This is a genomic window from Azospirillum sp. Marseille-Q6669, assembly GCF_965111635.1.
This window is the reverse complement of record NZ_CBCOOP010000003.1, coordinates 603325-615660: the sequence shown is the minus strand read 5'-3', so window position 1 is coordinate 615660 and position 12336 is coordinate 603325. Positions and strand designations below refer to the sequence as shown.

Below are 12336 nucleotides of genomic sequence, written 5' to 3'. Positions count from 1 at the left end.
GTCTCCCGAAACCAAGCGAGTGCAAGCCCGCGATGCGTTTCAGCCTTTGGTTACCCTCCTTGATGCAGATCGCCTTGCTGGCCGGCGGGCTTTGCGCCTCGCCGGCCGCCTTTTCGCAGGAGGCGGCGCCCGCGGACAACTCCACGGTCCGCATCGCCTACCTGACGCAGGAGGTCGAGCATCCCCCCGCCCTGTCCAACCTCGACGAACCGCCCGCCGACGAAGGGTTGGCCGGCGCCCATCTCGCCGTGGCGGACAACAATTCCACGGGCCGCTTCCTCAAGCAACGCTTCGACCTGGAGGCGGTGACCGTCCCCATCGACGGCGACCCGGCGCAGGCGTTGCGCGACCTCGCCACCGCCGGGCACCGCATCGTCGTGCTGGACCTGCCCGGCGAGGCGCCCGGCGCGCTGGCCCGCCTGCCCGAGGCGGCGAACCTGCTGCTGTTCAACGCCGGATCCACCGACGACAGCCTGCGCAACGCGCTGTGTGCGCCCAACCTGCTGCACACGGCACCCGACCGCGCCATGCTGGCCGACGCGCTGGCCCAGTATCTGGCGGTCAAGCGCTGGACGAAATGGCTGCTGATCGTCGGCACCCGGCCCGAGGACCGGCTCTACGCCGCCGCGGTGAAGCGGGCGGCCAAGCGCTTCGGCGCCGAGGTGGTCGAGGAGAAGACCTGGAGCGAGGACCACGACGCCCGCCGCACCGCCCAGGCCGAAATGCCGGTCTTCACCCAGGGCAAGCGCCACGACGTGGTGATCGTCGCCGACGAGATCGGCGACTTCGGCGACTATGTGCTGTACCGCACCTGGGAGCCGCGCCCGGTCGCCGGAACGCAGGGCCTCGTCCCCACCAACTGGCACCGCGCCCACGAGGCCTGGGGGGCCGCACAGCTCCAGTCCCGCTTCAAGGCCGCCGCCCAGCGCGTCATGTCGCCCCGCGACCACGCGGTCTGGGCCGCCATCCGCGCGGTGGGCGAGGCGGCGACGCGCACCCGCTCCACCGATCCGGCGGCGCTGGCCGCCTACATCCGCGGGCCGGATTTCACGCTGGCCGCCTTCAAGGGTGTGCCGCTGTCCTTCCGCAGCTGGGACGGGCAGTTGCGCCAGCCGGTGCTTCTCGCCGCCGACCGCTCGCTGGTGTCCGTCTCGCCGCAGGACGGCTTCCTGCACCCCCGAACCGAACTCGACACGCTGGGCCACGACCAGCCCGAAACAGGCTGCCGCCGTTGATGGGCCGCCGCTGATTCTTCCCAATCATTTCCGCCAAGAGGACGCCGCCCCGATGACCACCGCCCGCTCCCTTCTTCTCGCCGCCCTGCTGGCCGGCTGCGCCGTTCCCGCCTTGGCGGAGACCGTGTATGTCTCGAACGAGAAGGACAACACCCTGTCCATCATCGACGGCGCGACCCTGACGGTGACGGAGACGGTGAAGGTCGGGCGGCGCCCTCGCGGCATCACGCTGAGCGCGGACGGCAAGCATCTCTACATCTGCGCCAGCGACGACGACACGGTGCAGGTGATGGACCTCGCGACGAAGAAGATCCTGCACAACCTGCCTTCGGGCGAGGACCCGGAGCTGTTCGCCCTGCACCCCGACGGCAAGCACCTGTTCATCGCCAACGAGGAGAGCAACGTCGTCACCATCGTGGACGTGCCCAGCCGCAAGGTCGCCTATCAGGTGGATGTCGGCGTGGAGCCGGAGGGCATGGCGGTCAGCCCCGACGGCAAATGGGCGGTGAACACGTCGGAGACGACGAACATGGTCCATTGGATCGACACCGAGAAGCGCGCCGTCGTCGACAACACGCTGGTCGACGCCCGCCCGCGCTACGCCCAGTTCAACAAGGACGGCAGCCGCCTGTGGGTGTCGGCGGAGATCGGCGGCACCCTGTCGGTGATCGACACGGCCGACCGCAAGGTGACGCAGACCATCCGCTTCAAGATCAAGGGCGTGCCCCAGGACCGCATCCAGCCCGTCGGAATCAAGCTGACCGACGACGGGCGCTACGCCTTCGTGGCGCTCGGCCCGGCCAACCACGTCGCGGTGGTGGACACCCAGACCTTCGCGGTGAAGGACTATCTGCTGGTCGGCCGCCGCGTCTGGCAGCTCGACCTGTCGCCCGACCAGAAGCGGCTCTACGCCACCAACGGAGTGTCGGGCGACGTGTCGGTGATCGACGTGGACAGCCTGAAGGTCGTCAAGTCGATCAAGGTCGGCCGCTACCCCTGGGGCGTCGCGGTGAAGGGGTAACGGAATGGGGACGCCCGCGCTGTCGGTCGAAGGGCTGAGCTACGCCTATGGGCGCGGGGCCTTCGCGCTGAAGGACGTGTCGCTGGCGGTCGGGGCTGGGTCCTTCACCGCCCTGCTCGGCCCCAACGGGGCGGGCAAGACGACGCTGTTCGCTCTGGTCACCCGCCTGTTCGAATCACCGGGCGGCACCATCCGCATCGGCGGCGTCGACCTGCGGCGGGAGCCGGCCAGGGCGCTCGGCCGCATGGGGGTGGTGTTCCAGCAGCCGACGCTCGACCTCGACCTGACGGTGCGGCAAAACCTGCTCTACTTCGCGGCTCTGCACGGCATCCCCCGCCGCACCGCCGAGGCGCGGGCGCGGGAGTCGTTGGAGCGGCTGGGCATGGCGGAGCGCATCGGCGAGACGGTGCGGGCGCTGAACGGCGGCCACCGCCGCCGGGTGGAGCTGGCCCGCGCCCTGCTGCACGAGCCCGCCCTTCTGGTGCTGGACGAGCCGACCGTCGGGCTGGACGTCCCGGCGCGGCGCGCCATCGTCGAGCATGTCCACGCCCTGTGCCGGGAGCGCGGCATCGCCGTGCTCTGGGCCACCCACCTGATCGACGAGATCGGCGAGGGCGACCGCGTGGTGGTGATCCACCGCGGCCGGGTCCGGGCCGCCGGGCCGGTGGCGGAGGTGAACCGCGCGACCGGGGCGGACTCGCTGACCGAGAGCTTCACCCGGCTGACCGCGAAGGAGGCGGCGTGACGGCCACCACTCACCATGCCGCTGCCCATTACGCGCGCGCTCTCGGCGGGATCGTCGGGCGCGAGGTGCTGCGCTTCGTCCACCAGCGGGAGCGCTTCCTGTCGGCCCTGGTCCGCCCGCTGCTCTGGCTGTTCGTCTTCGCGGCGGGCTTCCGCGCGGCGCTGGGCATCGCCATCACCCCGCCCTACGAGACCTACATCCCCTACGAGGTCTACATCGTCCCCGGCCTCGCCGGGATGGTGCAGCTGTTCAACGGAATGCAAAGCTCGCTGTCGATGGTCTACGACCGCGAGATGGGCAGCATGCGGATGCTGCTGGTCAGCCCCCTGCCCCGCTGGTTCCTGCTGACGGCGAAGCTGCTGGCCGGGACGGCGGTGTCGATCCTCCAGGTCTACGCCTTCCTCGCCGTCGCCTGGGTCTACGGGGTGCAGGCGCCGCCGCTCGGCTACCTCACGGTGCTGCCGGCGCTGGTGGTCAGCGGGCTGATGCTGGGGGCGCTGGGGATGCTGCTGTCCTCGGCCATCCGGCAGCTGGAGAATTTCGCGGGCGTGATGAACTTCGTCATCTTCCCGACCTTCTTCCTGTCCACCGCGCTCTATCCGCTCTGGAAGATGCAGGAGGCGGGGGAACTTCTGTATTTTCTGTGCACCGTCAACCCATTCAGCCAAGCGGTCGAGCTGATCCGCTTCGCGCTGTATCTGGACGTGAACCTGCCGGCGCTGGGCTGGACGGTGCTGGCGTTGGCGGTGTTCCTGGGCGGGGCAGTCTACGGCTACAATCCGGCGCGAGGCTTCCTCGCGCGGAAGGCGGGTGGGGAGTAGGTGGGGGCCCGTCGCCACCACTTTCCACGAAGGCTACCCCAGCAACCCCGTCATCACCGCCCGAAGCTGCGCCGGCCGCACCGGCTTGTTCAGCACATGGCAGCCCTTGGCCTGCGCCTCCTCCACCACCTCCGCGGTGCGGTTGGCGGTGATGAGGACCGACGGCAGATCGGCCCCGCAGCGCTCGCGCACCCGCGCGATCTCGGTGAAGCCGATCACTCCATCGTCCAGGTGGTAGTCGGCGAACAGCACGTCCGGAGCCAACGCCCCCAGCCCGGCCAACGCCTCGTCGCCCGATGCCGCGGTGGCGACGCTGCACCCCCAGCCCTCCAGCAACGCGCGCATGCCGGCGAGCACCGCCGGCTCGTTGTCGATCACCAGCACCCGCGTGCCGGCCAGCCGGTTCGAGGCGGTCTGCACCGGCGCCTCCAGCGCGCGCACCGGGCGGGCGTAGCGCCCGAAGGGCACCGTCACCGCGAAGACCGATCCCCGCCCCGGCTGCGACCGCACGGTGATGGGATGGTCGAGCATCCGCGCCACCCGCTCCACGATGGCGAGGCCGAGGCCCATGCCGCGCACCCGCTCGTTGGCGCAGGGCGTGTCGAGGCGGCGGAATTCCTGGAAGATCTCGCCCAGCTTGTCGGCGGGCACGCCGGGGCCGGTGTCCCACACCTCGATCCGCAAGCCCTCGCGCGTCCGTCGGCAACCGACCAGCACGCGCCCGGACCCGCCCCGCGCCGCCCTCTTCGCCTGGGTGTAGCGCAGGGCGTTGGACAGGAAGTTCTGCAAAATCCGGCGCAGCAGACGGATGTCGCTGCGCACCACGGCGTGGCTGGGAACGACGCAGAGGTCCAGCCCGCGCTCCTTCGCCACCGCCGCGTATTCGGTGGCCAGCGCGCCGAACAGGCTCTTGATCGGGAAATCGGCGATCTCCGGCCGCACCGCCCCGGCGTCCAGCTTGGAGATGTCCAGCAACGCCGACAGGAGGTCTTCGACCGAGGCCAGGGCGACGTCGATGTTGTCGACCAGCCCGCGGTTGGGCTCCGGCTGCTCCAGGTCGCCCAGCGCCGAGACGAACAGCCGCGCGGCGTTCAGCGGTTGCAGCAGGTCGTGGCTGGCCGCCGCCAGGAAGCGCGTCTTGGACAGGTTGGCCTGCTCCGCCTCCGCCTTGGCCAGCCGCAGCGCCTCCTCCGCGGCGATGCGCTCGGCGATCTCCTGCTGGAGCTGGCCGTTGAGCCGGGTCAACTCGGCGGTGCGCTCGACGACGCGACGCTCCAGGCTGTCCTTGGCGTCGGCCAGGGCCTCCGCCGCCACGCGCCGCTCGGTGATGTCGTGGATCAGGCCGAAATAGCCCAGCACCTCCGGCTTGCCGCCGCCGCGCCGCTCGCCGAAATGCGGGATGTAGGTGGCGACGGCGTAGCGCGGCGACCCGTTCTCGCCGGGCAGTTCCAGGTCGAAGGTGACCTCCTCGCCGGCCAGCGCCCGCAGCACGTAGGAGCGCCGCACCTCGTAATAGAGGTCGCCCAGCGCCGCCCACATGGGCTGGCCCTCGATCTCCTCGCGCTTGCGGTTGAACCAGCCCTCGTAGGCCTTGTTGACGAAGCGGAAGCGCTGCTCGGCGTCGACGTAGGCGATCAGCGCCGGCACCGCGTCGGTGACCAGCCGGATGCGTTCCTCGCTGTCGCGCAGCGCCTGCTCGGCCCGCTTGCGCTCGGTGATGTCGGTGAAGGTCAGGACGAAGCCGCCGCCCGGCATGGGGTTGCGGCTGATCTCCAGGACCGTGTCGTCCAGCCAGGGCTGCTCGACGAGGCAGCTCGGCATCATCAACGCCTTCAGCGACAGGCCATGGTCGCCGAGTGCGGCGTGGTGCAGCACGAAGTCGGCGAAGCCCGCCCCGCGCTCCGCCACGTTGGCGGGCAGGCGCAGCAGGCCGGTGAAGCGCTCGTTCCAGGCGACCAGCCGCTGGTCACGGTCGTACACCCCGACCCCCTGGGCGATGTTGTCCAGCGTCGCCTGCAAAAGCGCCGACTTCTCGGCCAGTTCGCGTTCGCGGCGGCGGGTCTCATGCTCCTTGATGTCGGTGATGTCGGTGTAGACGCCGACCACCCCGCCGTCGCGGGTCCGCCGCTCGTTCACCTGGACCCAGCGCCCGTCGGCCAGCCGGTATACGTAGGGACCCTTCAGAGCCCGGTGCTGGGCCAGCCGTTCCGACAGCCAGCGGTCAGGCCGCGGGTAGGCGTCGGCGATGGTGCGCGAGGAGGCCGCCAGCTCGGCGATCTCCTGGAAGCGGATGCCCGGCAGGATGCGGTCACGGATTTCCGGCCACAGGGCGAGATACTTGCTGTTGCACAGCACCAGCCGATCGTCGCTGTCGAAGATGGCGAAGCCTTCATTGACGGACTCGATGGCCTCCGACAGCCGGCCGCGCATGGTGTCGGCCAGTTCCTTGGCGCGGGCCAGCGCGCGGTGGCTGTCCTCCAGCTCGCGCAGGGCGCGCTCCAACTCCAGCGTGCGCTCGCGCACCTTCTGCTCCAGGACGATGGCGGTCTGAAACAGGGAGAAGGCGCCCCCCTGCACGTCCATCGACCGCTCCACCCGGTCCATCAGCACCTGGTTGATGCGGCGGAGCTTGGCGTTCTCGCGCTCCAGCGCCTCCAGCCGGCCGCGCTCGTCGGATGAGGGCGGATGGGTGGCGAGCGGCGGTTCGGCGGGGGGACGGGACGGTTCCCGCCAGTCGAAGATGAGCGTCATCGCGCACCTATCGCGACACCGGTGAAGGTCTGGTTGACGTGCATGGCGTTGTACTGTTCGCCGTAGGCGCAGAAGCCGATGACGTTGTGCCGCGCCAGCGCCGCCGACATGACGTGCTTGAGCTGCCGCTGCTCCAGCTCCAGCCGGCGCAGGATGCAGTCGCAGCCGAGCACGAGGTCGGGCGGCCCGCCGACCTCCGCGGCCAGCTTGCGCATCATCTCCTCAAGATTCTCCACGGGGTCGACGCCGCGGGCGACGGTCAGCACGATCCCCTCGTCGATGGCGCAGTAGAAGGTCAGGCTCTCGTCGTCGTTGACCTTCTGGATGGAGCGGACATGGTACTCGCCCCCCACCCGCACGACGACGGGATAGGCGGCGAAGATCAGGGGGGTCAGCGGCTCCCCCTCCAGCCCGACCATGCGGGCGTATTCGCGGCCCGCCGGCTCGGCGTTGATCTCGGTGACGATGCGGCGCTGCGGGTCGGCGCCGGTCACCACCATCTTGGCGTCGGACGCCACGAAATGCTCGGTCCGGAAGACCACGAAGCGGCGCGCCGTGGTGACCAGCATCAGCACGGCGGCGTTGGTGTGGAACCGCCCCTCGTGCAGGACGAAGGTGCGCTCGAAGCGCAGCTCGTCCCCGGCGGAACCGCCGAACAGCGGGATGTCCATCAGCACGCTGTGCAGCGCGCTGACCACCATCTCCTCCGCCCGCGACATGCCGTCGATCATCAGGAAGGCGAAGCTGCCATGATCGGGGAAGGCGTCGGTCCGGGCGGCCAGCGCGACGTCGCGCTGCTCCATCAGGCTGCGCAGGACGCGCGGCGCCTCGGCGATGGAGAAGCGGTCGAGATCGTCGATGCGCTGGGTGGCGATGGTGAAGTCGGCGCGCGGAAAGCCGATGCCGACCAGCGACCCGGCGGCGTAGCCGAAGGGCGTGATCTCCCCCGCCGTGGTGCAGCCGACCACCGGCACCGGCCCAAACAGCTCGGCCAGGGCCGCCGCCAGTTCCACTTGGTCGTAATGGGCGGAGCAGAAGACCAGCACCATCTCCAGTTCGGCTGCGCCGGCGGGGTTCCGTCCGCACAGCCCCTCGAACAGGTCACGCGCGGCGGCGCGGGCGTCCTCCGCCATCGAGACCGCCCGCGGCAGGGACGGGCTGGGCGCGGGGGAACTGGGCGGAGCATCGGAGAGAAGAGCGTCCGAGGCCGGATGGCTGGTCACAATGCGGGTCCCGAGAAGCATCGGCATGGCATCCAACACCCCAGACAGCCACCCGACACCGGAAGACCGGCCGGGAAACGTGGGCGGATGACCTATAGGTTACTTCAGCGACGCCCGCTGGGCAAAGCCGGCGCGGGGGTGCGGGCATGCGACCATGGTCTAAGGTCCGGCGGGGGACTGTTTCCCACGCAACGAAAAAGGCGCCTTCCGCCGTCGCGGAAAGCGCCTGAGTTCGGTTCCATATGCACCGCCACGCGGGGGAGCCGGTCTGAACACGGATCAGACCGCCCGGCGGCCGTGCCGACTGGGAAAGTCCCAAAGTCGAATCCTGAATACCGCATTCCACCGAACAGCGCTATGCCTTTTTCGTCATATCGCGTGGATCGGAACGCAGCGCCTCCACCTCGCCATCGGAGAACAGGCGCGAGCGGGTGAGAAAGCGCACGCCCTCCGGCGCCTCCAGCGAGAAGCTGGCGCCGCGGCCCGGCACCACGTCGATGATGAGTTGGGTGTGCGACCAGTATTCGAACTGCGCCGCCCCCATGTAGAAGGGACAGCCGCCGATCTCCCCCAGCCGGACGTCCTGCCCGCCGGGGCGGAACTCCCCGTCCATGAAGCACATCGGCGCGCTGCCGTCGCAGCAGCCGCCGGACTGGTGGAAGAACAGCGGCCCGTAGAGCCCGCGCAGCTTTTCGATCAGTTCCAGGGCCGCCGGTGTGGCGACGACTCGTTCGACCATGGGCGGATGCTCCCAGAAGGAATTCAGCCGGACAAGAAAAGGGCCGGAGGCCGAATGGCCGCCGGCCCAAGGTCGTCAGGGAGGAGACAGGAAGGTTAGAAGAAGCCCAGGGCCTTCGGGCTGTAGCTGACCAGCAGGTTCTTGGTCTGCTGGTAATGGTCGAGCATCATCTTGTGGTTTTCGCGGCCGATGCCCGACTGCTTGTAGCCGCCGAAAGCCGCGTGGGCCGGATAGAGGTGGTAGCAGTTGGTCCACACGCGGCCCGCCTGGATGGCGCGGCCCATGCGGAAGGCGCGGTTGCCGTCACGGCTCCACACGCCGGCGCCCAGGCCGTAGAGCGAGTCGTTGGCGATGGCGAGCGCCTCTTCCTCGGTCTTGAAGGTCGTCACGGACACCACCGGCCCGAAGATCTCCTCCTGGAAGATGCGCATCTTGTTGTGGCCTTCGAAGACCGTCGGCTGGACGTAGTAGCCGCTCTCCAGTTCGCCGCCCAGATGGGCGCGCTCGCCGCCGATCAGCACCTTGGCGCCCTCGGCCTTGCCGATGTCGATGTAGGAGAGGATCTTTTCGAGTTGGTCGATGGAGGCCTGGGCGCCGATCATGGTGGCGGGGTCCAGCGGGCTGCCCTGCTTGACCGCGGCGACGCGGGCCAGGGCCCTCTCCATGAACTTGTCGTAGATGCTCTCCTGCACCAGGACACGCGAGGGGCAGGTGCAGACCTCGCCCTGGTTCAGCGCGAACATGGCGAAGCCTTCCAGCGCCTTGTCCAGGAAGTCGTCCTCCTCGGCCATCACGTCCTTGAAGAAGATGTTCGGCGACTTGCCGCCCAGCTCCAGCGTGACCGGGATGATGTTCTCCGTGGCGTACTGCATGATCAGGCGGCCGGTCGTCGTCTCGCCGGTGAAGGCGATCTTGGCGATGCGCGGGCTCTGGGCCAGCGGCTTGCCGGCCTCGACGCCGAAGCCGTTGACGACGTTGATGACGCCGTCGGGCAGCAGGTCGGCGATGATCTCCATCATCACCATGATGGCCATCGGGGTCTGCTCGGCGGGCTTCAGCACGACGCAGTTGCCGGCGGCCAGCGCCGGGGCCAGCTTCCACACGGCCATCAGCAGCGGGAAGTTCCACGGGATGATCTGGCCGACGACGCCCAGCGGCTCATGGAAATGATAGGCGTAGGTGGTGTTGTCGATCTCCGCGATGGAGCCTTCCTGGGCGCGGATGCAGCCCGCGAAGTAGCGGAAATGGTCGATGGCCAGCGGCAGGTCGGCGTGGGTCGTCTCGCGGATAGGCTTGCCGTTGTCCAGCGTCTCGGCCAGCGCCAGCACGTCCAGACGCTCTTCCAGCCGGTCGGCGATCTTGTTGAGGACGCGCGCGCGCTCCGCCGGTGAGGTGCGGCCCCAGGCGTCCTTGGCCTTGTGGGCGGCGTCCAGCGCCTTTTCGATGTCTTCCGCGGTGGAGCGGGCGACCTCGCACAGCGGCTTGCCGGTGATCGGGGTCAGGTTGGTGAAATACTGACCCTTCGTCGGCGCCACCCACTGGCCGCCGATGAAGTTGTCGTAGCGCGGCCGGATGGCGACCTGCTTGCTGAGCGTTTCCAGGGCCTGATGGATCACGGCGGTTTCCTCCCGAAGCGGATTGCCCGAACTGAATGTCGTGGAATGACGTTTGGCGGGTTGTGCGCCCTGTGTCCGTTCGTCCGATGATCGGTATCCGTCACAGCGCCCCGCCGTTATCGCGGTTTCGGGGAAGGCCGGTAAATTCGACTTTGGTTGCAGAAGCTCGGGCCCCCAGATTCGGGACCGACCGTTGGCCGACAGATGATACCTTGGGCGGAGACCCTTCCGTTTCCCGGCGAGACTTCAGGACATGACGACCGACATCCGGCTGCGCTTCCTCCACCCCTCCGGCGCCATCGGACCCGGCAAGGTGTCCCTGCTGGAGGAGATCGACCGCACCGGCTCGATCTCGGCGGCGGCGCGGGCGCTCGGCATGTCCTTCCGCCGCGCATGGTTCCTGGTGGAAACCATGAATTCCGCCTTCCGCGAGCCGGTGGTGCGCACCAACGTCGGCGGGCGGGAGGGCGGCGGGACCGGCCTGACCGCCTTCGGCCAGGAGGTGATCGCCCGCTACCGCCGCATGGAGGAGGAGGCCCGCCGCGCTGCCGCCCCCCACCTCGCCTGGCTGGACGAGGCGCTGAAACCGGAGGCGGCGCTCGAAAAAGGCGCGGAATCCGCTGATCCAAAGTCCAATGGCCCGGACTCCGGCGATCCGTAAAGTCTCCCTCGACGCCGCGACCTTCCGCCGCGGCGAAACGAAGGAGGCCCCCGACCCATGCGCACCGCCGCCCGCACCGCCGCCCGTACGGCCTTGACCGCCCTGGTCCTTCTCGCCGCGGCGCCGCTCCCGGCCCTGGCCGACGGCGATCCGGCAAACGGCGAAAAGCTGTTCCGCCAGTGCAAGGCCTGCCACACCGTGGAGGCGGGCAAGAACCGCGTCGGCCCCACGCTGCACGGGCTGTTCGGGCGCAAGGCCGGCGCGGTGGACAACTACGCCAACTACTCCGAGGGGCTGAAGGCGTCGGGCATCCAATGGGACGCAGCGACGCTCGACCCCTATCTCGCCAACCCGAAGGCGGTGATTGCCGACAGCCGCATGGCCTTCGCCGGGGTGGCGAAGCCGGAGGACCGGGCCGACCTGATCGCCTATCTGGAATCCGCGACGAAGTGAGCGTCAGCGGGGCGGGAACCGGGACGGCCGCCAGCCTGTTGCCCGGTTTCTCACCCCGCAGCCGGAGAACGGCCATGGCCGACGACGACACAGCAGGACAAAAAGGCGCCGAGCCCAAGGACATTCACAAGACCGACATCGAGCCTCTTTGCGACGAGCAGAGCGGCGGCGGCGGGTCCAACCCGGACACGCGCTACCGCGGCATGCCGGGCGGTCATCCCGGCGGTTCCCGCGACGGCGACTGCGATCCGGTGTCGCGCGCCGACCCTGAGAAGGCGGAACCGGACACCGCCGAATCCGGGAGCAAGCCCGCGCCCCGCTAGGCCGATGGCTTAGCCTTTCCGGGGCCGCCCCGAATTGGTCGTAGCCGCTGACACGGTCCCCCGCTAAAACAGGGGCTCCCTCACCGGCACAACACGGGCTGCGACCGGCATGCTGAAGCGCCTTTACGACTGGACGATGGCCAAGGCGGCCTCGAAGAACGCCACCACCTGGCTGGCGGGGGTTTCCTTCGCGGAAAGCTCCTTCTTCCCGATCCCGCCGGACATCCTGATGGTGCCGATGGTGCTCGCCAACCGGCAGGCGGCGTGGCGGATCGCGACGATCTGCACGCTGGCCTCGGTGGTGGGCGGCATCGCCGGCTACATGATCGGCTTCTTCCTGTACGAGGCCATCGGCAAGGCGGTCATCGACTTCTACCACCTGGAAGCCCAGTTCGAGACGCTGCGCCATACCTTCGTCGAATACGGCGCGGAGATTCTCATCATCAAGGGCATGACGCCCATCCCCTACAAGCTGCTGACCATCACCGCGGGGGTGGCGAAGCTGAACATCTGGGTGTTCATCGGCGCCTCGATCCTGTCGCGGGCCATCCGCTTCTATCTAGTCGCCGCCCTGCTCTACTGGTTCGGGGAACCGGTGCGCGCCTTCATCGAAAAGCGGCTGACCCTGGTCACCACCGCCTTCGCCGTAGCGCTGATCGGCGGCTTCCTGGCGATCAAGCTGATCTGATCCACCCCGACTTCACTGCGGCACCGCGACGCCGTGCCGTCCTGTCCTGTTGATGCCGCA

Annotated in this window: 12 protein-coding genes; 8 read left to right on the top strand and 4 right to left on the bottom strand. The window is 69.0% G+C overall.

All coding sequences use genetic code 11. The annotated features are described in order from the left end of the window. Positions 1 to 62 precede the first annotated feature (62 nt). Genes ACWPXE_RS20235 through ACWPXE_RS20220 form a run of 4 tightly spaced genes read left to right on the top strand, consistent with a single transcriptional unit; the run spans position 63 to position 3822 of the window. Complete coding sequence (locus ACWPXE_RS20235) at positions 63 to 1235, top strand: ABC transporter substrate-binding protein (protein WP_454019212.1); 1173 nt, start codon at positions 63 to 65, stop codon at positions 1233 to 1235. Positions 1236 to 1287: 52 nt separating this feature from the next. Further along, complete coding sequence (locus tag ACWPXE_RS20230) at positions 1288 to 2256, top strand: YVTN family beta-propeller repeat protein (RefSeq protein ID WP_454019211.1); 969 nt, start codon at positions 1288 to 1290, stop codon at positions 2254 to 2256. 4 nt (positions 2257 to 2260) lie between these two features. Beyond that, positions 2261 to 3001, top strand: coding sequence for an ABC transporter ATP-binding protein (locus ACWPXE_RS20225; RefSeq protein WP_454019210.1), 741 nt, complete (start codon positions 2261 to 2263; stop codon positions 2999 to 3001). Continuing rightward, the gene (locus ACWPXE_RS20220; RefSeq protein ID WP_454019209.1) at positions 2998 to 3822 is read left to right on the top strand and encodes an ABC transporter permease; all 825 of its coding nucleotides are present in this window, start codon (positions 2998 to 3000) and stop codon (positions 3820 to 3822) included. The genes ACWPXE_RS20225 and ACWPXE_RS20220 overlap by 4 nt, the downstream gene beginning before the upstream one ends. Before the next feature lie 33 nt (positions 3823 to 3855). Here ACWPXE_RS20220 and ACWPXE_RS20215 read toward each other — a convergent pair whose 3' ends face one another. The 4 genes from ACWPXE_RS20215 to adh form a co-directional block, all read right to left on the bottom strand. Then, positions 3856 to 6573, bottom strand: coding sequence for a NahK/ErcS family hybrid sensor histidine kinase/response regulator (locus tag ACWPXE_RS20215; protein WP_454019208.1), 2718 nt, complete (start codon positions 6571 to 6573; stop codon positions 3856 to 3858). Next, positions 6570 to 7823 carry a nitric oxide-sensing protein NosP gene (gene nosP / locus ACWPXE_RS20210; RefSeq protein ID WP_454019207.1) on the bottom strand — a complete coding sequence of 418 codons (1254 nt, stop codon included), beginning with the start codon at positions 7821 to 7823 and terminating at the stop codon, positions 6570 to 6572. The genes ACWPXE_RS20215 and nosP overlap by 4 nt, the downstream gene beginning before the upstream one ends. Before the next feature lie 328 nt (positions 7824 to 8151). Further along, positions 8152 to 8535, bottom strand: a complete 384-nt coding sequence (locus tag ACWPXE_RS20205) for a DUF779 domain-containing protein (RefSeq protein ID WP_454019206.1) — start codon at positions 8533 to 8535, stop codon at positions 8152 to 8154. Between the two features lie 95 nt (positions 8536 to 8630). Then, positions 8631 to 10151: an aldehyde dehydrogenase gene (gene adh, locus ACWPXE_RS20200; RefSeq protein WP_237902980.1), complete on the bottom strand. Its 1521-nt coding sequence runs from the start codon at positions 10149 to 10151 to the stop codon at positions 8631 to 8633. Between the two features lie 253 nt (positions 10152 to 10404). Here adh and ACWPXE_RS20195 point away from each other — a divergent pair, with 253 nt between their 5' ends. The 4 genes from ACWPXE_RS20195 (at position 10405) to ACWPXE_RS20180 (ending at position 12276) form a co-directional block, all read left to right on the top strand. Continuing rightward, positions 10405 to 10812, top strand: coding sequence for a winged helix-turn-helix domain-containing protein (locus tag ACWPXE_RS20195; protein WP_454019205.1), 408 nt, complete (start codon positions 10405 to 10407; stop codon positions 10810 to 10812). A gap of 57 nt (positions 10813 to 10869) precedes the next feature. Beyond that, complete coding sequence (locus tag ACWPXE_RS20190) at positions 10870 to 11265, top strand: c-type cytochrome (protein WP_454019204.1); 396 nt, start codon at positions 10870 to 10872, stop codon at positions 11263 to 11265. A 74-nt stretch (positions 11266 to 11339) separates the two neighbouring features. Further along, positions 11340 to 11588, top strand: a complete 249-nt coding sequence (locus tag ACWPXE_RS20185) for a hypothetical protein (protein ID WP_454019203.1) — start codon at positions 11340 to 11342, stop codon at positions 11586 to 11588. 109 nt (positions 11589 to 11697) lie between these two features. Next, complete coding sequence (locus ACWPXE_RS20180) at positions 11698 to 12276, top strand: YqaA family protein (protein ID WP_145677520.1); 579 nt, start codon at positions 11698 to 11700, stop codon at positions 12274 to 12276. Positions 12277 to 12336: the final 60 nt, after the last annotated feature.

Excerpts from the sequence above, each read along its gene's own strand:
- ACWPXE_RS20235 (WP_454019212.1), top strand. The coding sequence starts at position 63 with ATGCAGATCGCCTTGCTGGCCGGCGGGCTTTGCGCCTCGCCGGCCGCC.
- ACWPXE_RS20230 (WP_454019211.1), top strand. The coding sequence starts at position 1,288 with ATGACCACCGCCCGCTCCCTTCTTCTCGCCGCCCTGCTGGCCGGCTGC.
- ACWPXE_RS20225 (WP_454019210.1), top strand. The coding sequence starts at position 2,261 with ATGGGGACGCCCGCGCTGTCGGTCGAAGGGCTGAGCTACGCCTATGGG.
- ACWPXE_RS20215 (WP_454019208.1), bottom strand. The coding sequence starts at position 6,573 with ATGACGCTCATCTTCGACTGGCGGGAACCGTCCCGTCCCCCCGCCGAA.
- nosP (WP_454019207.1), bottom strand. The coding sequence starts at position 7,823 with ATGCCGATGCTTCTCGGGACCCGCATTGTGACCAGCCATCCGGCCTCG.
- ACWPXE_RS20205 (WP_454019206.1), bottom strand. The coding sequence starts at position 8,535 with ATGGTCGAACGAGTCGTCGCCACACCGGCGGCCCTGGAACTGATCGAA.
- ACWPXE_RS20195 (WP_454019205.1), top strand. The coding sequence starts at position 10,405 with ATGACGACCGACATCCGGCTGCGCTTCCTCCACCCCTCCGGCGCCATC.
- ACWPXE_RS20190 (WP_454019204.1), top strand. The coding sequence starts at position 10,870 with ATGCGCACCGCCGCCCGCACCGCCGCCCGTACGGCCTTGACCGCCCTG.
- ACWPXE_RS20185 (WP_454019203.1), top strand. The coding sequence starts at position 11,340 with ATGGCCGACGACGACACAGCAGGACAAAAAGGCGCCGAGCCCAAGGAC.
- ACWPXE_RS20180 (WP_145677520.1), top strand. The coding sequence starts at position 11,698 with ATGCTGAAGCGCCTTTACGACTGGACGATGGCCAAGGCGGCCTCGAAG.